The following is a 19741-nucleotide window of genomic DNA, read 5'->3' as shown; positions in this document are numbered from 1 at the left end:
AGCGCGCTTCGTACCTGCTCCAACTGGCCGGCGGTGAGCTTGGTCACCGACTCCAGGAATCTCTTGAACTGGCGGGCGTTCATCGACTGCTCTCGTCATATCAACGACCAAAGTCTAGCAGCTATCCACGCTTAACCTGAACAGCGCCGAACCGTTGGAGACTGACCAGGATAAATTTGCTATGACTACCGCTCTTATTACAGGTGCCTCCAGCGGCATTGGTGCTGTCTATGCGCGCCGTTTCGCCGCTCGCGGCCATGATCTCGTACTCGTCGCTCGTGCCACCGACCGTCTCAATGCGCTGGCAGAGGAACTTGGCCAGGCGCATGGCGTGGCAATCGAGGTTCTCACGGCCGATTTGACCGATTCTGCGCAACTCGACAAAGTCGCACGGCGTCTGCGCGCACAGCCGGCGATCGACATCCTCGTCAACAACGCAGGTGCAGGCTTGATCACCAGCTTCGAGCAGGCTGATCCGACAGACATGAAAAGGCTGCTGGAACTGAACGTCCACGCGCCCACGATGCTCGCATCTGCAGTCATTGGCGGAATGGTCAAACGCGGCGGTGGCTCCATCATCAACATTGCGTCGGTGTTGGCGCTTCTGCCTGAGTATTCCCAAGGCATTTACGCTGCGACCAAATCCTACGTGCTCACTTTCTCGCAAAGCTTGGCAGCAGAAGTCAATGCCAAGGGGGTTTACATCCAGGCGGTTCTGCCAGCGGCGACACGCACCGAGATTTACGAACGGTCCGGTGGAGACATCAGCAAGGTGCCAGACGTCATGGAGGTCGATGACCTCGTTGCTGCGGCCCTGGTGGGCTTTGACCGCAAAGAACTGGTGACGATTCCGCCGGTGCCTGAGGCGTCCGCATGGGACGCGTTTGAGCAAGCCCGCGCCACGCTCGCTGCTGGTTTCTCGAATGACAAGCCTGCCGCCCGCTACCGCGGCTGACGCCTCGAACGAGGCAATCCCCTGCGGAATCTTGATGATCCCTGTTGTCTGATATTTATGAGGAAACAATTGGCTGTCATGGAGCCAACGTAATTGAAACAACATGATAGTCGCACGCCAGTGTCGCAGAAGTGCCCGTGTGGGACATAGTTGGGAAAGCAATCGTATATAAAAAGACCGCCTGCCAAGGTCGAGAGAGCACGGAGGTAACATGGGCAGGCGGGTACAAAATTTTTCCGCTGCTTATGCAGCGCCCAACATGGGAAGCAACGAGTTCAAGTCAAGCAGTTACTTAGCGAATCGCTGTCGGTCGATTGCATGTCGAAGCCAGCACCGAACGTGTCGAGCACCTTGAGCTTTGCGGTGTCCACATGTGAATCGGGCATGCCAGTTCGCGTGCCGTCGCTGAACGGATCAAAGGCTCCCCACTTCGTCGCACTGCCATTGGCGTCCAACTTGACATGGAGCGCAACGTCCACCCGAGGGCGTCCCTTTTCGCCCTTGCTTCCAGCGGGCGCAACCGTTGTGAAGCTCGATGCCACCAGCACCGCGACGGCGAACCCACTAAGAATTTCCGACTTGGTAATCATTTTTCGCTCCTTGAGGCAAATACCATCTGAATAAAACGCCGAGAATTCTTGTAAGGCATCTCAAAGCACCACTCAAAACGTGTGACGGATTCCAAGCCCTACCCCGAGCATGGAGGTCTCACCTGCACCGAGGGCATAGCTATTCCCTGTCCCCAGACTGTTGGCATAATTTACGGCGCTATTATCAAGATTGAGTCCCGCGTTCTTTGCGAAAGAAGTTACGACGTAGGCACTTGTACGCTTGGAGAATGAATAATTTGCGATTGCCGTTACTTGCCATGGATTGCCCATTTGCGATTCACCCACTCTTCGGTGAATCTTGTCGTACGCATACTCCAGAGTTAAATCCACACTCGGTTTCAACTTGTAGTTTGCGCCGATCCAATAGAAATCGTCTCGCAGGATTTCACTTCCGGCCCCATCTCTATTCTTTCCCCAGCGGTACCCGGCCATTAGCTTTGCAGGCCCCGCAGCATAACTTCCGGCAACCGCGAGTTTTTTGAAACCTCCCGTCCCGTTCACCATGCTCGGATTGAATTCGTCAAAGGCCAGTGCGGCTCCAAAACTTCCACCAAAATAATTCACTCCAACGCCATACGCAGAGTCTCTGCGAAATTGCCCCGGAACCYCTCCGGTTCCTGTGAGCGGGATTGTGCTTGGCGCGGTGGCGGGTAACGCAAGACCTGTTCCAAAGGACCAATGGGCACCGATAGTGAAGGGACCGAAAGCACCGCTATATTTCGCCGTGTTGTCTTCTCGATAGGCCGGACCAAGAAGAAGTACGGTTGGTGAGTATTGCGTTGCGTAGATCGTTGGTGAAAAATTCGCAATGGAATCGAACAGCGATGTGTATTGACGCCCGAATGTGAATTTTCCGAGTGAGCTGCTTTGCACTCCAACGAACGCCTGGCGGCCAAAAAGTCGACCCTGCATCTGGGTTCCGTTATCGAGACTAACGCCGCTCTCAAGGACAAAAATGGATTGCAGACCGACACCAATATCCTCTGTGCCGCGAATCCCCCAGCGCGACCCGGACAGGCCGCCAGAATCCATTCGATAGACGTTTTTTCCGGGCCCACTATTGAACCCATTGCTTGCCAATGGCACCGTACCGACGTGATTTGCGTATTCCATGCTCATATCTGCAACGCCGTACAGGATAACGTTAGACTGAGCCCAAGTCATGCCAGAAAATAGGCTCAAGGAGCCCAGAAGAATTGGATTTACCTTCATATTTTGTCTCCTCACTACGATTTTTGTGACCTCTCGCGCAGCAGCACGCCTTGGGTGGAGGCCATGCACCCAATGTCCCGTCTAAAAGTCGCTTTAATGCAAGTGGATTGAAATCAAGGGGCCATGCGGCGGAAACATGCCCTCGCGATTCAATATGACTCGGACGCCAGTTGTCCGGTGGCCTGCACGGTCTCGTGTCGATCACGCTGCGCATCGGCCGCGCTGCCGGGCCGGATCCTGAACCAGATCGAGTACATGGCCGGCAGGAACACCAGAGTCAAGATCGTCCCGGCAAACGTCCCGCCGATGAGCGTATAGGCGAGCGCGCCCCAGAACACCGAATGGGTCAGCGGAATGAAGGCCAGGATGGCGGCCAACGCGGTAAGGATCACCGGCCGCGCACGCTGGACCGTGGCTTCCACAACGGCCCTGAACGGATTCAACCCTTCATCTTTGTTGTGCTGAATCTGCCCGATCAGGATCAGCGTGTTGCGCATCAAGATGCCCGACAACGCAATCAGGCCAACCAACGCGTTGATGCCGAACGGTTGCCCGAACAGAATCAGCGTTGGCACCACGCCAATCAGGCCGAGGGGGCTGGTCAGGAACACCATGACCATCGCCGGAATGGACCGCACCTGGAAGATGAGAATCAGCAGGGTGACTGCCAGCATGATCGGGAACAGCGGCAGCATGGCCTTCGTCGCCTTGCCCGATTCTTCAATGGAACCCGCTTGTTCAATGCGGTATCCGTCAGGCAGTTTCTCGATGATTGGCTGAAGCAGCGCGCTGACGGCTGTCGAAACGTCGGGCGGTTGCAGGCCATCGGCAATATCGCCTCGCACCGTGATCGTCGGCATGCGATCGCGCCGCCGAATGATGGGCTCTTCCATGCGCACATCAATCTTGCCCACCTGCGAGAGCGGAATGCGTTGCCCGTTGGCGCCTGCCAGCGTGAAGTCGCCGATCTTGGTCGGATCCAGTCGGATGTCGCCGGCCGAGCGGGCGGTCACCTGCACCGTGCGGATGTCCTCGCGCACCGCCGTCACCGGAATGCCGTTGAGTAGGAATTGCAGTTGTTGCGCGACGGCGCTGGAGGTCAGCCCCACGGCCTGCAAGCGGTCCTGCTGCAAGGTGAAGTGCAGCGTCGGTACGCGCATCCCCCAATCGGTATTGACCGTGCGCATCATCGGGCTGGCGTCCATGACTTGCCGAACATCTGCCGCGATGCGGCGCAACGTCTCCGCATCGGGGCCGGTCACGCGATAGGCAACCGGGAACGGAGAGTACGGACCGAACACGAGCTGCGTGACCCGTACGCGCGCCTCGGGGGCAAGGCCGTCGGCAATCGCCCGGCGCAGGCGCTGCTTCAACGCGTCACGCTCTTCCTGGCTGTCGGTGCGGACCACGATCTTGGCGAACGACGGATCCGGTAGTTCCGGCCCCATCGCCAGATAGAAGCGCGGCGCACCCTGGCCAACGTAAGCCGTCACAATCTTGGCTTCCTTCTGTTTGGCGAGCCAAGCCTCCAGCTTTGCGGTGGCCGCGCTGGTCTGGTTGATCGATGTTCCATAGGGCATCTGCACCTCGACCAGCACTTCAGGCCGATCCGAAATTGGGAAGAACTGCTTCTTGACCACCGCCATACCGAGGATGGCCAAGGCAAAGAGCCCGACGACCGAACCCGCGACCAGCCATTTGCGCGCAATCACACGCCCGAGCAGCGCACGGAAGCGGTTGTAACGCGGAGTGTCGTAGATCGCATCGTGGCCGCCTTCGACCTTCTTGAAGTCGGGCAGCATCTTTACGCCTAGGTAAGGCGTGAACACCACTGCGACCACCCAGGACGTGATCAGCGCAATGCCGACGATCCAGAACATGTTGCTGGTGTATTCGCCCGCGGTGGATCGCGCAAAGCCATTGGGCATGAAGCCGACGGCGGTCACCAGCGTGCCCGACAGCATGGGCGCCGCAGTGTGGCTCCATGCATATGCCGAAGCGGCGACGCGGCTGTAGCCTTCTTCCATCTTCACCACCATCATTTCGATGGCGATGATGGCGTCGTCCACCAGCAAGCCGAGCGCCAGAATCAAAGATCCAAGTGTGATGCGGTCGAAGTTCTTGCCTGTCGCAGCCATCACCACAAAGACGACCGCCAGTGTCAACGGCACGGCCGCGGCCACCACCAGGCCCGCGCGCCAACCCATGCTGACGAAGCTCACCAGCATGACCACCAGCAGCGCGGCGAAGAACTTGAGCATGAACTCATCGACGGCAGCGGCGATGTTGACTGCCTGGTCGGTCACCTTGGACAAGCTCATGCCGAGCGGCATGTCAGCGTTGATGGCGCCCACCTCCTTGTCGAGCGCCTTGCCCAGGTCCAGCCCGTTCCAGCCTTCGCGCATGACGATGCCCAGCAGCAAGGCAGGCTGGCCACCATTGCGCACCATGAACGTGGCAGGATCCTCGTAGCCACGCTTGACCGTGGCAATGTCCGACAGCTTCAACGTTCGGCCCTGCGATACAACCGGCGTATCGCGAATCTTCTGCAGCTCGTCGAACGCGCCGTCCAGACGGATGAATACCTGCGGCCCTTTCGTTTCCACCGAGCCGGCTGCCGTCAGCGCATTCTGGCTGTTGAGCGCGGCAAAAACCTCTTGCGGACTCACGCCCAGCGTCGCCAGCCGGTCATGGGAAAACTCGACATAGATGCGCTCCGACTGCTCGCCGATGATGTTGACCTTCTTCACGCCGGGCACGTGCAGCAAGCGCTGACGCAGCGTCTCCGCATCTCGCACGAGCACACGTTGCGGTTCGCCCTGCGCCTTGAGCGCAAACAACGCAAAGGTCACGTCCGCATACTCGTCGTTGACCATCGGCCCGATCACGCCGGGCGGGAGGTTGGCCACCTCGTCGCTGACTTTCTTGCGCGCTTGGTAAAACTCCTCCTGCACTTCCGACGGCGGCGTGCTGTCGAGCAGGGTCAACGTGGTGAACGCCAGGCCCGGCCGCGTGTACGTTTCCGTGCGGTCATACCAGCGCAGCTCCTGCATGCGCTTTTCGATCTTCTCGGCCACCTGGTCTTGCATTTCCTGCGCCGTCGCGCCGGGCCACGCGGTGATGATGGTCATCACCTTGACCGTAAACGCCGGGTCTTCCGCGCGGCCAAGCTTGAAGAAGGAAATGAGACCCGCCAGAGAGATCAGGCAGATAAGGAACAACGTGATGGCGCGCTCGCGCACGGCGAGCGCCGATAGATTGAAACGACCTTGGCTCACAGGCGCACCCCCGCGATGGCAGTCCTGGCACCTTGCCCTGCCACACGGACTTGCTGTCCTTCACGCAGCAGTTGTGCGCCAAGCGCGACGATCCGGTCCCCTTGCTTGACTTGGCCAGCAACCCGAGCGCTTTCGTCGCCGAGGCGCACGATGGTGACGGATCGCCACGACACCTTCGCCGGATCACCCTGGATGACCCACACACCCGGGCCCTTGCCGGCGTCGAACACGGCACCAAGCGGCACCTGCAGATCGCCTTGCACGGTGGTAAGCCGATCGGGAATCTGGATCGTCACGGTGGCGCCCAGCGGCGCATTGGCCAGTTCCCCATCCAGCACATAGCGCGCTTCGAACGTGCGGGTAAGCCGATCGGCAGCATCCGACAGTTGCCGCAGCTTGGCAGGTACACCGGCGCTTTCCTTACCGAAAAGCGTGGCTTGTGCGACAGAGTCGATCGCCGGCCGCAACGTTTCCGGCAACTGGACCACCGCTTCACGTCGGCCAGCGTGGGCCAGCCGTACGACGGCTTGCCCTGCGTTGACGACCTGGCCGGGCTCGGCCAGCGTCTCCATGACCACACCTTCACCATCGGCAACAAGCTCTGCGTAACGGCTGGCGTTACGCGCAACATCGGCCTGCGCTTCCGCTGCGCTCAGCTGGGCTTTGGCGGCGTCCGCCGCAGCCTTCGCTTGGTCATAGGCCGAGGCGGAAATGGCGCCAGTTCCACGCAGATCGCGGTAGCGGGCTTCGTCTTCCGCCGTCTGGTGCGCGCGCGCTCGCGCGGCGCTCACGGCTTCTTGTTGTGCGTGCGCGGCGAGCTTCAGATCGACAGGGTCGATGCGCATGAGCGGCTGCCCGCGCTTGACGGTCTGCCCGGCATCCACAAGCCGCTCCAACACCTTGCCGGGCACGCGGAACCCGAGATCACTCTGCACCCGGGCAGCGACGACCCCCGTGAATGAACGCGACGCGGAAGCGACGGGCTGAACGAACGCGGCACGCACCAACGGTGCCTCGGTGCGCGGATCGGCAGGGGCCTTTTCGCCGCAAGCGCTCAAAGCGAGCGACAACGCACCAATAACGATAGAGGTAACAAAGCAACGAGAAAGCATGAAAGCCCCATCGACAAGATGATCTGGGCTTTCATTCTGGTTCCCGTGACCACTTTAGTCAATGGTCACACTCAAAAAATCTGCGCGTCAGGGGGAAAGACTCCGAAGCACGAGGCTGGAGAGCAGCCCGGGCGCACTTTCCGTGTAGTCAAAGCTGTACTGCAAAAGCAACGGATTCATGTACGGGCGCATGACCAGGTAGATGGCCGTCGTGGCCTCGTCCAGCGGCGTCTTGCGCTCGAAGTCTCCGGTCTCCCGGCCCTCCTGCAGCACATCGCGCAGCAACCTCTGGATGCGGTCCTCATAGGCGATCACCGCTTGCCAGCGTTCAGTCGCTGCCGAGGCCGCGATCTCGTACAACTTGCGGTCGTGGGAAAACAACCGAAGGCTGGCCTCAGTCAAGGCTTTGAACATGCGCCGGAGCTTCTCCGGCGGGGAGTCGGCGTCGGCCAGGGCGGCATTCACGTCGGCCTCGATGTCGCGCAGGCAGTTGGCGCAGATCATCTCGCCAATGGCCTGCTTGGACTCGAAGAACTTGTAGATGTAGGCCTTGGAAAAACCGATGGCCTTGGCCAGATCGGAAACGGCGGTCTTCTCGTAGCCGTAGCGGCTGAAGTGCTCGGTGGCGGCGGCAACGATCTGGTCTCGCACGTCATGGTCCGCCGGGCCACGGGCGGAAACGGGGTAGGGGGTGGTCTTCATAGGCTCCAGCTTACGCGAGTCGCGATAGTTGAACAACGCGTGACCATTTTGTACTATAGTCACAAAAACCTGATGGAAGACATCCTCGATGTTGCCAAAACACTCCCTTATGGCCCTCTTCGCTGCCAGCCTGGCGACCGCTTGTGCCGTCGGCCCCGATTATGTGACGCCCAATGTGCCACTTCCCCGACAATTCCAGGGCCAGACAGCAGTGGAGCAGCGGACAGCCAATGCCGAAGCCGATCTGCCTGCGTGGTGGGCTGGCTTTGGCGATCCGCAACTTACGCGGTACGTGCAGCTCGCGCTGGAACAAAACCTGGACCTTGCACAGGCCTTCGCCCGCGTCACGCAAGCCCGTGCGGGGCTTGGCGCTGCCAATGCCGCGTTGCTGCCCTCCGGCAATGTCACGGGCCAGGCCGCGCGTGCGTACCAGTCCGTCGAAACCCCTTTGGGCCGCGTCTTGAATTCGCGGCCCGGCTTCGACCGCTACGGCAACGCTTTTGAGGCCGATGTTGGCGCAAGCTGGGAGTTGGACGTTTTCGGCGGCCTGCGCCGCGGCCGCGAGGGGGCACTTGCCGACTATCAGGCCTCCCAGGCGGGCGCAGTCGCCACACGGCTGGCCGTGGCCGCACAGACTGCCGATATCTACATCACCATCCGCGGCTTACAGACGCGCTTGAAAGTGGCCCGCTACCAGGTACAGACGCAAGAAGAATTGCTCTCCACCATCAACCTGCTGTACGGCAAGGGACTGGCGGCCGAGCTTCAAGTCCGGCAGGCCGAAGGCGCACTCGCTCAGGTTCGCGCTTCCATCCCTCCGCTTGAGGCTGGCCTCGATGCGGCGATGAACGCGCTGGATGTGATGCTCGGCTCGTTGCCGGGCACGCACCGGGCGGAGCTTGCGCAAGGCGGCGACATCCCGGCCGCCCCGCGAATTGCGATCAGCGGATCGCCAGGCGAATTGCTGAGGCGCCGCCCCGACCTCATCGTCGCCGAGCGCCGGCTAGCGGCTTCCAACGCGCGCATCGGTGTCGCCATAGCTGAGTACTACCCGAAGTTCTCGCTCAGCGGCCTGCTCGGCAGCGCTACATCGGTGGGCGCCGGCAGCCTGTTCGGTAGCGGTGCCAGTCAATCTGCCGGCGTGCTCGGTCTGCGCTGGCGCCTGTTTGACTTCGGCCGTATCAACGCGCAGATCGATCAGGCCAAGGGGCAAGAGGCGGAGATGCTGGCCGCGTACAAGCTCGCCGTGCTGCGCGCCACGGAGGATGTGGAAGACGCCTTCTCTGCTCTCGTCAAGCGCGAGGAGCAAGCGGCCATGCTCACACAAGGCGTGGATTCGCTTGGCCGCGCGCGAAATGCGTCGTTTGCTGCGTATCAAAAAGGCGTCGTCAGCCTGATTGAAGTGCTGCAAGCCGACGAAAGCCTGTTACGTACGTCAGACGCGCGCGCGCAGGCGCAAACCGAATCAGCGCGCGCTGCTGTCGCGGCATTCAAGGCGCTGGGCGGTGGGTGGCAGCCCGACGAATCGACCGCCATTGCTAGCAAATAGTCACCCCCGCGACTGAGGCTGCGCATTCAGCACGGTTCATCGCTCGAACCTTTACCGCAGCACCGATCCACCCATACCGAAAGAAACTGCCATGTCGAGTTCCAAAGTTGTCGTCGTTACAGGCGTGTCCTCGGGCATCGGCCGCGCCACCGCCGCGAAGTTTGCGCTGCGGGGCTCCCGGGTATTCGGCACCGTGCGCAACATCGCAAAAGCGCAGCCGCTACCGGGCGTTGAGCTGGTCGAGATGGATATCCGCGATGAAGCCTCGGTTCAGCGGGGGATCCAGGCCATCATCGCGCAGGCCAAGCGCATCGATGTGCTCGTCAACAGTGCTGGCGTGACGCTGCTCGGCGCGACCGAAGAGACGTCGATTGCCGAAGCGCAGGCGCTGTTCGACACCAACGTGTTTGGCATCTTGCGTACCACACGAGCCGTATTGCCGCACATGCGTGCGCAACGTTCGGGAAGAATCGTCAACATCAGCTCCGTGCTCGGCTTTCTGCCGGCGCCGTACATGGGTCTCTATTCGGCATCCAAACACGCTGTGGAGGGGATGTCCGAGACGTTGGACCACGAGGTGCGCAAGTTCGGCATCCGTGTGGTGCTTGTCGAGCCCTCGTTTACCAAGACCAGCCTGGATACCAACGCCCCCCACGCATCTTCCAAGTTATCTGCCTACGACAACGAGCGCAGCGTCGTTTCGCAGGCGATTCAAAGAAGTGTCCAAAAAGCACCGGACCCCGATGGCGTCGCGAGCACGGTCGTCGATGCCGCTCTCGGCGCGTGGAAGATGCGCCGTACCCCCAAAGGCGAGGCCTCCCTTCTGAGCAAGCTGCGCCGCTTCATGCCGGCAGGACCGGTCGGTGCGAGTCTGCGCAAGACGTTCGGACTCTCCTGAAGCGCGTTACCGGAAACAGATCTGGCACACATCATCGGAAGAGTCCTATGACAAATCCAGACAGATCAGCAACCGGGGGCTCTGCCTCGCTTGCTCCAGCGTTGCCGGATGCACAGCTCAACACCGCATCACCTTGGCCGGTGTTCTGGGTCGCCATCGTGGCGGTGTTCCTTGTCTCGATGGCCGGCACGATGCTGTTCGCCACCTTCAGTGCCTTACGTGCGGGGTTTCCTCAAGCCACTGGGGCAGATCTCTTCTGAGTGCTCAATGCCTACACTGTCGCCTACGCTGCAACGCTCACTCCGTCTGGCGGGTTGGCAGATAAGCACGGGCGAAAAAGGGTGTTTCTGGCCGGCGTAGGGCTGTTTCTGGTGGCGTCGGTTGCGTGTGGTTTGGCTGTCAACGTAGGGTGGCTCATTGCAGCACGCGCGCTTCAGGCCATCGGCGCTGCGTTGCTGACGCCCGCATCGCTCTCGCTCGTGCTGGCGGCATTTCCAATCAGCAAGCGCGCGGTGGCGATCAGTCTATGGGGAGCGGTTGGTGCTCTGGCTGCTGCGGTGGGGCCAAGCCTTGGGGCATTCGTGATCGCATCGATCGGCTGGCAGTGGGCCTTCTATCTGAACGTGCCCTTAGGCCTAGCTGCCATGTGGCGCGGTGCGACATTGCTCACCGAGACAAAACAGCACACCACCAACCGCCCGCTTGATCTGTTCGGAATGGGCCTACTGATCATCGGGACGGGCGCTTTGAAGGATCTCCGTGTAGAAGAGTCACCCTCTTTCCTCGCTCACTAGTGGTCACCAGTCACGGGCTCCCCCCACTATCCAAGCCGTCATCAGCGGCATGAGGATCCGTCGTTTTAGGCAACAAATACGACGATCCATGCACGCAGTTCGACCCCAGACCGGACACAATCGGGGTGCATTCAAAGGGTAAGCACACTGATGTTTGCCTGACGATCACATCTGATGACGTTGCCCTAGGGCGAGGCGGATGCAACGCACTTGTGAGCTCGCCAGACACTACCGCGGCGTTCACCTTACTCACGACGCCTGAATCACCACCACTAGCGCGGACATTCGTGATCACACAGCCACGAAGAACAGAGAGGAACACCATGACTGATAAGAAAGTTTGGTTCATCACCGGCGCTGGCCGTGGGCTGGGCGTAGACATTGCCAAGGCGGCGTTGGCCGCTGGCCACGCCGTCGTCGCGACCGGCCGCGACCCCGGGAAAGTCACGGCGGCAATCGGCGACCACGACGACTTGCTGGCCATCAAACTCGACGTCACCCGCTCGGAGGACGCCCAGGCCGCGGGCGCGGCCGCCGTCGGCAAGTTCGGACGGATCGACGTGCTGGTCAACAACGCCGGCAACTTCCACGCCGGCTTCTTCGAGGAGCTCAGCCCCGAACAGGTCCGCAACCAAATCGAGACGCTGCTGTTTGGCCCGATGAACGTCGCCCGCGCCGTGCTGCCGGTGATGCGTAAGCAGCGCTCTGGCTTGCTGCTCACTATCTCCTCGACAGCCGGCATCGCCGGCGGAATGTTTTGCTCGGCGTATGCCGCCGCGAAGTTCGGCATCGAGGGATGGATCGAGTCGCTCGCGCCAGAGGTTGCGCCCTTCGGCATCCGCACGATGCTTGTCGAGCCCGGATTCTTCCGGACCGAACTGCTGACCGCCGACTCCACCACGTACGCGCAGCCTTCCATCGACGACTATGCCGAGCGCACGAGGGAAACCGTCACTGCCTGGAGTGGCATGGACGGCAAACAGGCGGGCGACCCAGCCAAGCTCGCCGACGCCATTGTGCAGCTCGCCGGACTCGACGAGCCGCCGGCCCGCTTCGCTGCAGGCGCCGATGCTGTGCAGACCTTCGAGGTTAAGGCCAAGACCCTTCTCGACCAGGCTGATGCTCATCGCAAACTGTCTTCTTCGCTTGCCCACGACGACGCCTGACTATCGTCTTCACGTCAATTCGTACAGGACATACTCATGGCATCATCACTCGCTGGCACCGTCGCACTCGTCACCGGAACGAGCAGCGGAATCGGCTACGCCACAGCCCGGGCTCTCGCAACTCAGGGCGCATCCGTCGCCTTGGTCGCCCGCCGCCAGGATCGGCTGGATGCCCTCGCCGCGCAGGTCGAGGAGGCAGGCGGGACCGCCCTCGCTGTACCCGCCGACATCACCGAGCGTGCCCAGGCCGAGGCGGCGGTTCAGACGGTCGTCGACCGGTTCGGACGCCTTGACATCCTCGTCAACAATGCGGGCCTGATGCTGCTTGGTCCCATCGTTGGTGCGAATCCGGAGGAATGGGAGCGGATGATCGCGATCAACCAGAAGGGCCTGCTCTACATGACGCATGCGGCCCTTCCGCACCTGGTGGCCGCCGCCGAGGAAGGACCACGCCGGGTCGCCGACATTGTTAACATCTCGTCGATCGCTGGTCGTGTCGCATGGGCCAACTACGGCGTCTACAACATGACGAAGTTCGGCGTGAACGGGTTCACCGAATCGCTGCGGCAGGAGATCACCAAGAAGCACGTGCGAGTCGGTGTGCTGGAGCCCGGAGGCGTCGACACGGAGTTGGGCTCGCACAACAGCGGTGCGATGCGCGAAAGCATTGACGCCTTCTACGAGACCACGGAGGTTCTGCAGGCCGAGGACATCGCCGATGCTGTCGCCTACATGGTCACCCGGCCGCGCCACGCGTCCGTGAGCGAGTTGTGGATCATGCCGACCGACCAGGCCTAGCAGGTTGCTGAAAGACCATTCCCGTTACGAAGCGAGTACATTGAATTTCGTCTGTGCGTTACCGCGCACAGTCCACCTCGATCCAAAAGTGAGCGTTCTATGCTCGCGAGATCATTACCGACGAATGGAGGCAACGATGAAACAGGCTCTCTCCGGTTTTGCCCTCGCAGCATGCGCGCGTTGTCAGTCCGTCGTGGCGGAGGAAATTAAAGGGGATGCCTACGACCGATGCGTTTTCAGGAGGCAAGAACCCGATTCGACAACTGCACCAACGAAGGCCGGTAGAGCACGAACGAAGCCACGAAGAGCAGAGAACGAAATGAACGCTGGGAGACAGACGTGGTGGACTGCTATCGCTATTACAAGGGGTAACGCCGAGTTCTCACACCGGCACGTCGCTTCTACTGAAGGTCAGATAGCTGAGATTCCCGCCGTACGACGCCGTTTCATGGCGGTGCCTATTCGATCCGTGAAGTCGTAGCGCGCGCAGATCCTCGGCATGAGGGCTGTCCGATCGATAGCCTTGACGGAATCCTCCAGTGCACCTCTCATCAGCTCTATGGCGTTCAGCTCAGTCTCATGCGCTTGATATCGCGTTGAGGTGGGGCGCCGAAAAGGCGGCTGTATTCGCGATTGAACTGTGATGCGCTTTCATAGCCCACAAGGCCACCGGCGTAGCCCGCGTCGAAGTTCTGGTTGAGCATCAATTGCCGTGCTTCCTGTAGACGCAACTGTTTCTGGAACTGCAACGGGCTCATGCCAGTGATGGCACGGAAATGTTGCCGGAAGGTGGACGGGCTCATGCGTGCGCGAACCGCCAATTCGTCCACATGCAGCGACTGAGTGAAGTTCTGCTTAAGCCAGGCCACGGCCTTTGCAATCTGCTGACTGGGGGAGCCGGCAGCAACAAGGTGCTGCAATTGTGGGCCGTGTGGCCCCGTCAGCAAGCGGACGGTGATTTCCTCCTGAATCAGTGGCGCCAGCCGAGGAATCAATGCCRACTCGTCCAGCAATTCGACGAGCCGGATCAGGGCATTGACCAATGCTGGGTCGAGCTTTTCGATCGTAATGGGGTGACAAGAGCAGTCTCTCCCCGGTCGCGGCAAATCCATTTCGGAAGCGATCTCCATGATGGAACGGACGTCCAGTGTCAACATGAGACCAAGAAAAGGCTCTCGCATGCTGGCCTGCGTGACGTGTGCGAGGACGGGCAGATCGATGGTCGTCAGCATGGACTGACCCGGTCCATAGTCGACTACTTCCTCCCCGAGCGTGATCTGCTTGCCACCCTGCGCGACGACGCCCAACCCCAGGCCGTAAATGCAGTGCAATGGCTTGGTGGGCATCTTGCGACAGTGGAGCGTCAGTGCCGGGATCACGGTGGTGTGATCGCCATCGGTTTGAGCAAATCTTCCGATGGCCTGAGCCAGAACATTCATCATCGTGACCCCTGAAAATTGTGGCCCTTCACGCTTACTCAAACCGAACTCTGCTGTAGCCAAGTCAGACGCAGTCTAGCATTCGTCAGCTTCGCCCACGCTCACTTTTGGCGGCGATACGTCAGTTTAGGCAAGAAACCAGATGAATCCGGCAAGCGCGACCGCATCGTTGCCTCCCCGATATACCAGTACCAGGCTTGCGACGACTTTCTGAATAATTGGCACCACACCCCTACACCATGCTTGCTTGTGGCGGCGTGGGTCTGCCGGCCGTCGAAGCAACCGCCTCGCGCCGGGCGGCGCATCACGCCCGAAAACGCTGCTCTGTGGAGCGATGCGCACGTCGAGGGCTTCACTTGTATCGCCTAGACGATCAAGGACGCTAGTGCCGTGCCTGCCACACAGCTTGGCCCGCAGGCCATAAGGCAGGCTCCACTCCATCGTGGGACGGCGGTCTCCCACTGGACAAGTCTGACGCTCGATCCTGCGAGCCTGTCGCGAGACTGATCGGTCCGGCATGAAATCGTCAAATTAGACAAGACGTTGGGCGGATTGAGCAAACAGTTCAGGGGGCCTTCCTTCAAACTGGCTACCGTCGCTATTGTTACTTTCCCCCGAGCCTGCCAGATGCTGAATCAAGAGCGCTCAGGGTCCCGCACGGCTAGGCGCGTCATCCGAGCTCTTTGATGCGGGCGCTTGCGCCGTGAGCACATGCCATTCGTCTTCTGACACAACCTACGGAGAACCCTCCTCCATGAGCACACTCAACGTCAACGGCCGTAAGCACACGGTCGACGTCGATCCCGGCACGCCCATCCTCTGGGCGCTGCGCGACGGGCTTGGCATGACTGGCACCAAATTCGGCTGCGGTGCTGCCCTATGCGGCGCGTGCACCGTGCATCTGGACGGCCAGGCCATTCGCTCGTGCGTCACGCCGGTCTCTGCTGCCGAGGGCAAGACCATCGTCACGATCGAAGCTGCCACCGATGGCAGCGACCGGGTCGGCACCGTAGTCCATGCAGCCTGGGTCAAACACGACGTGGCGCAATGCGGTTACTGCCAGAGCGGCCAGATCATGAGCGCTACCGCCTTCCTCAGGTCCCTGCCTCGCGGGAAGCAACCCAGCGCTGCCGAGATCGACGCCGCCATGGCGGGCAACATCTGCCGCTGTGGTACCTATCCCCGCATTCGCGCCGCGGTGGCCGATGCCGCCAAGGCCCTTGCCTGAAGGATTCGCTATGTTGCCTAGTCTCGATCACGGCGAAATGCCGCGCAATCTGCAGCGGCTGCTGGCGCGGAGCCAGAGCGACGGACCCGCCATGCTGCCGCGCCGCAGCTTCCTGAAGCTGGCCGGCTCCGTCGGCTTGGCGCTTGGTGCATTTCCGCATCTGGCCATGGCACAGGCCGCCAGTGCCGGCGGCGCCGCGAGCACCCTGAAGCCGACACAGCAGCCATTGGCGTTTGTGCAGATCGCCCCCAGCGGCGAGGTCACCGTGACAGTCAACCGACTGGAGTTCGGCCAGGGCGTGCAGACTGCCTTGCCGATGATCCTGGCTGAGGAGCTCGACGCGGACTGGAGCCTGGTGCGCAGCCGGCACGGCTCGAACGACGCTGCCTACGTCGACCCGCTGTTCGGCATTCATCTCACCGGCGGTTCGCATTCGGTCAAGAACAGCTTCACGCAGTACCGCGAGCTCGGCGCCCGTGCCCGCGCGATGCTGCTGTCGGCGGCGGCAACGCGCTGGAACGTGGACGTGGCCTCGCTGCGCACCCGCGCGGGGGTGGTGTTGGGTCCGGGTGGCCGCACGCTGAGCTACGGCGAACTTGCCGAGGCCGCCATGGCGTTGCCGGTGCCGGCGAAGGTCACGCTGAAGGACCCGAAGGACTTTCGCATCATCGGCAGTCCCACCACGCGCATCGATGCGCGTGCCAAGAGCAGCGGGCGCCAGGACTTCGGCATCGACACGCGCCTGCCCGGTCAGCTCACGGCCGTGGTGGCACATCCGCCGGTGTTTGGCGCGCAACTGACTGCAGTAGACGACAGCGCCACACGAGCCATCAAGGGTGTCAAGGCAGTGTTGCGCGTGCCGGTGGACCGTGGTGGCGAAGGCGTGGCCGTGGTCGCCGACGGCTACTGGGCGGCCAAGCAAGGGCGCGAGGCGCTGAAGCTGCAATGGAACACGACCGCGGTCGAAAAGGCTGACAGCGAACGGTTGCTGGCCCAGTACCGCGAGCTGGCGGTGCAACCCGGCCGGCGTCAGTTCGACGCCGACATGACGCCGCTGGCCACCGCGCCGCGCCAGCTGGACGCGGAATTCGTGTTCCCCTACCTGGCGCACGCGCCGATGGAGCCACTGAACTGCACCGTCCAGCTGTCCGACGAGCGTGCCGAACTGTGGGTCGGCTCCCAGTGCCCTGGACTGGACGGTGCCGCTGCCGCGCGCGTACTTGGCCTCAAGCCTGAGCAGGTAAAAATCCATGTGCAGATGGCGGGCGGCGGCTTTGGCCGGCGCTTCGCGAGTACGAGCGACTACGTGGTTGAGGCCTGCGCAATCGCCAAGGCCGCGCGCGCCGCCGGCATGATGGCATCGATACGCACGCTGTGGAGCCGCGAGGATGACATCAAGGGCGGGTATTACCGCCCGATGCACCTGCATCGGGCGCGCATCGGCTTCGACCAGCAAGGCAAGGTGCTGGCCTGGGATCATGTCATCGTTGGCCAGTCCATTACCTCGGGCACGGTGTTCGGGGAATTCCAGGTGAAGAACGGCATCGACGCCACGGCCACGGAGGGCATGCGCGACCCCTACCCGTTACCGATGCGCCTAACCGTACACCACCCCACGCCCAACGTGCCGGTGCTATGGTGGCGCAGTGTCGGTTCCACCCACACTGCTTACGTCATGGAGACACTGCTCGATGAGATTGCGCGCGCCACCAAGCAAGACCCGGTGGCTTACCGCATGCGCCTGTTCAGCGACAAGCATCCGCGCCACAGCACTGCGTTGCAACTGGCGGTGGACAAGAGCGGCTACGGCAAGAAGAAGAAGCTACCCGCCGGCCGCGCCTGGGGGGTCGCAGTGCACGAGTCATTTGATTCCGTGGTGGCCTATGTCGTGGAGGCCTCCGTTAAGGACGGTCGCCCCCAACTGCATCGCGTCACCGCCGGCGTGCATTGCAATCTGGTGGTGAACCCTCGCACCGTGGAAGCACAGGTGCAGGGCGCGGCAGTCATGGGGCTGTCGATGTGCCTGGAGGGCTCGGCCATCACGCTGAAGGACGGTGTCATCGAGCAAAGCAACTTTGGCGACTACACGGTGGCGCGCATTACCGACGCCCCCGCATTCGACGTCCACATCGTGCCAAGTGCCGATCCACCGACGGGCATGGGCGAGCCTGGCCTGCCGCCGTTGGCTCCGGCCTTTGCCAACGCCATTGCGCGCCTCACCGGCAAGCCGCTGCGCCAGCTTCCCTTCAAACTGGCCTAATTGCCCCCCGACGGCAGACGGGCCTTGCCTGCTGCTGTCGGCGCGTGGCCATCCGCCCCGGGGGCATCGATTCCGGACTTTGCGGTCTCGGCTCAGATCGGCTCCAGCGGCATAACGATGGCGCGCTGCGCCACCTTGTCTTCAAAGGAGGGGATGCCGAGCTCGCGAAGGCCGCCGTCCGCCTTTTCGATAAATTGACGACGAACCGGCGGAGCGCGATTTCGGCCCGACTTGTGCCGGATGAAGACACCGGCAGCTGATTGATATCGAGGCTCAATCACACGGCTTCAGTACCCGCTGCCTACGCCTCAAGTAGTGCGTTACCGCACTCGCATGCAAGGCTCGCTTCCGGTTGGTGGTCGCCGGCAATCACAGTACCAGCCATCACCTGATTGCGCTCAAGCACCTTGACCTTGGCGGTCGCGTCGAGCGACACGAGCGGATCGGTCGGCAGGCAAGGGCCGCGAGCCCGCGATGCCTTCGGCGAGGTTGCCGGCCTGCTGCCGGCCCGCAGCCCACTGCGGCGATCGCCTCGAGCGACGGGCCGTCCGAACACGCGAAGGCGGTGCGGTCGCCCGCCCTCGCGTGCACGCCGACAGCCGATTACTTCGCGGCTACGCGCAATAGCGATAGCAGAACGGCCGCAACATGTGCGCAGATCGCGGTGATAGTTGCCTGTTTAAACTTGCACCACGCGTCATAGCGCGCCCAGAGCTCTGGCTGCGCCACGCGGCGTTCGCGCTCTTTGAGACCCAGGCGGTCGGACAGTTGTGCGTACCACTCATCGCGGGCAGAGCCCTCATCCTTCGGCCGATCGCCCAGTGCCTCCCGAACTTGCTCAAAATCTTCATCAAGCATGCCTGTGATGCGCGTCGCTTCCGCCTCGCTCCACTCCGGATACTGCCGATAGTCTCTTACCGCATACTCGATCACTAACGGCAGCACGTCCCTTGCCATGCCTTCATCGATCAACGATACAGCCAATCGCTCGAGTTCCACGCTCATGCGCGAATCCAGGCCAGACCCCGTCAAGAGCACTGTCTCGCGTTGCAGGGCTTCCCAGTCTGCCAATGCAACGCGTTCGCCGACGTGCTCGCGCTGATGCCGCATTTTGATCTGCATACTGGGAATGCTCGCAATACCGTTGGCGAAGTATTGCGTGATTTCCCATGGCGATGTGTATAACAGGTGGTACAGCGCCTTGGCTGCGACTGTCCCCAGATCGGCCCCAACCGGCATGGCGTCGACGATCTCAAGTGTCTGTGCCGGGGCAATCTTCTCGTCAGTATGGGATTGAATCCAATACAGCGTGTCAAGCAGGTCGCCCAATGCCGCCGGTACGTCCACAATCGCTTCAAATTGCTCCTCATCTCGGGAGAGGCGTGCCGACGGTAGGTATTCCTCTTCCTCGGTACATTCGCGCAGGCGGGCGAGTCCGGCTGCCTTGACAGTCGCGTCGCCACCGAAACTGTTCCAACTCTTTAATACACGAACCGTTTGCGACGACGCATCCAGGTTTTCGACAGATGCGCGCTCCAGTGTTGGCACTGTCAACCCCAGTTCGCGAAACCATCTTTCCATCATCAGTCGCAGCCGCATCGTCGACGGGCCGATCAGGCGGTCGTATTCCTTGCCCGCTCCCACGTTGGCGACGTGATCGAAGCGGCGTCCCAGCACAACCATCTATTCCAGTCCTACGTTCAAGAATGGCTGGGCGCCATTCGTCGCCAGTTCGACCT

General features: G+C 61.5%; 15 protein-coding genes and 1 pseudogene. 8 read left to right on the top strand and 8 right to left on the bottom strand.

The window, feature by feature from the left end; genetic code table 11:
• The first annotated feature begins 181 nt into the window (after positions 1 to 181).
• On the top strand, positions 182 to 955 hold the full coding sequence (locus AB4061_RS21670; protein WP_441637372.1) for an SDR family NAD(P)-dependent oxidoreductase: 774 nt from the start codon (positions 182 to 184) through the stop codon (positions 953 to 955).
• 275 nt (positions 956 to 1230) lie between these two features.
• On the opposite strand, the gene AB4061_RS21665 is transcribed toward AB4061_RS21670, so the two are convergent.
• The 5 genes from AB4061_RS21665 to AB4061_RS21645 form a co-directional block, all read right to left on the bottom strand.
• Complete coding sequence (locus tag AB4061_RS21665; RefSeq protein ID WP_441637370.1) at positions 1231 to 1545, bottom strand: hypothetical protein; 315 nt, start codon at positions 1543 to 1545, stop codon at positions 1231 to 1233.
• Between the two features lie 72 nt (positions 1546 to 1617).
• On the bottom strand, positions 1618 to 2778 hold the full coding sequence (locus AB4061_RS21660; RefSeq protein ID WP_441637368.1) for a porin: 1161 nt from the start codon (positions 2776 to 2778) through the stop codon (positions 1618 to 1620).
• A gap of 149 nt (positions 2779 to 2927) precedes the next feature.
• Positions 2928 to 6056, bottom strand: coding sequence for an efflux RND transporter permease subunit (locus AB4061_RS21655; RefSeq protein WP_441637366.1), 3129 nt, complete (start codon positions 6054 to 6056; stop codon positions 2928 to 2930).
• Positions 6053 to 7168, bottom strand: coding sequence for an efflux RND transporter periplasmic adaptor subunit (locus AB4061_RS21650; protein WP_441637364.1), 1116 nt, complete (start codon positions 7166 to 7168; stop codon positions 6053 to 6055). The genes AB4061_RS21655 and AB4061_RS21650 overlap by 4 nt, the downstream gene beginning before the upstream one ends.
• A gap of 87 nt (positions 7169 to 7255) precedes the next feature.
• Positions 7256 to 7870, bottom strand: coding sequence for a TetR/AcrR family transcriptional regulator (locus AB4061_RS21645; protein WP_441637362.1), 615 nt, complete (start codon positions 7868 to 7870; stop codon positions 7256 to 7258).
• 88 nt (positions 7871 to 7958) lie between these two features.
• Between AB4061_RS21645 and AB4061_RS21640 the strand changes: the two genes are divergently transcribed.
• The 5 genes and pseudogenes from AB4061_RS21640 (at position 7959) to AB4061_RS21620 (ending at position 13075) form a co-directional block, all read left to right on the top strand.
• Positions 7959 to 9419 (top strand): efflux transporter outer membrane subunit, encoded by a 1461-nt coding sequence (locus tag AB4061_RS21640; RefSeq protein WP_441637360.1) that lies wholly within the window; start codon positions 7959 to 7961, stop codon positions 9417 to 9419.
• A gap of 91 nt (positions 9420 to 9510) precedes the next feature.
• Positions 9511 to 10317 (top strand): oxidoreductase, encoded by an 807-nt coding sequence (locus tag AB4061_RS21635; RefSeq protein ID WP_441637358.1) that lies wholly within the window; start codon positions 9511 to 9513, stop codon positions 10315 to 10317.
• 47 nt (positions 10318 to 10364) lie between these two features.
• Positions 10365 to 11099 (top strand): annotated as a pseudogene (locus AB4061_RS21630) (MFS transporter); the annotation flags it as partial.
• Positions 11100 to 11434: 335 nt separating this feature from the next.
• Entirely contained in the window at positions 11435 to 12277 is an 843-nt protein-coding gene (locus AB4061_RS21625) for an SDR family oxidoreductase (RefSeq protein WP_441637356.1), read from the top strand.
• 36 nt (positions 12278 to 12313) lie between these two features.
• A complete protein-coding gene (locus AB4061_RS21620) occupies positions 12314 to 13075 on the top strand; it encodes an SDR family NAD(P)-dependent oxidoreductase (protein ID WP_441637354.1) in 762 nt (253 codons plus the stop codon).
• Positions 13076 to 13641: 566 nt separating this feature from the next.
• Here AB4061_RS21620 and AB4061_RS21615 read toward each other — a convergent pair.
• On the bottom strand, positions 13642 to 14556 hold the full coding sequence (locus AB4061_RS21615) for an AraC family transcriptional regulator N-terminal domain-containing protein (protein WP_441637352.1): 915 nt from the start codon (positions 14554 to 14556) through the stop codon (positions 13642 to 13644).
• Between the two features lie 712 nt (positions 14557 to 15268).
• Here AB4061_RS21615 and AB4061_RS21610 point away from each other — a divergent pair.
• Positions 15269 to 15742 (top strand): (2Fe-2S)-binding protein, encoded by a 474-nt coding sequence (locus AB4061_RS21610; RefSeq protein ID WP_441637350.1) that lies wholly within the window; start codon positions 15269 to 15271, stop codon positions 15740 to 15742.
• A 10-nt stretch (positions 15743 to 15752) separates the two neighbouring features.
• Complete coding sequence (locus AB4061_RS21605) at positions 15753 to 18002, top strand: molybdopterin cofactor-binding domain-containing protein (RefSeq protein ID WP_441637348.1); 2250 nt, start codon at positions 15753 to 15755, stop codon at positions 18000 to 18002.
• Between the two features lie 92 nt (positions 18003 to 18094).
• Here AB4061_RS21605 and AB4061_RS21600 read toward each other — a convergent pair whose 3' ends face one another.
• Both AB4061_RS21600 and AB4061_RS21595 read right to left on the bottom strand, forming a co-directional pair.
• On the bottom strand, positions 18095 to 18283 hold the full coding sequence (locus AB4061_RS21600) for a hypothetical protein (RefSeq protein WP_441637346.1): 189 nt from the start codon (positions 18281 to 18283) through the stop codon (positions 18095 to 18097).
• Positions 18284 to 18605: 322 nt separating this feature from the next.
• Positions 18606 to 19685: a thioredoxin family protein gene (locus AB4061_RS21595; protein WP_441637344.1), complete on the bottom strand. Its 1080-nt coding sequence runs from the start codon at positions 19683 to 19685 to the stop codon at positions 18606 to 18608.
• Positions 19686 to 19741 lie beyond the last annotated feature (56 nt).

The organism is Cupriavidus sp. YAF13, assembly GCF_052113425.1.
In the GTDB taxonomy this organism is placed as follows: domain Bacteria; phylum Pseudomonadota; class Gammaproteobacteria; order Burkholderiales; family Burkholderiaceae; genus Cupriavidus.
The sequence above is the reverse complement of the archived record's forward strand: the minus strand, read 5'-3'. Positions and strand labels throughout refer to the sequence as shown.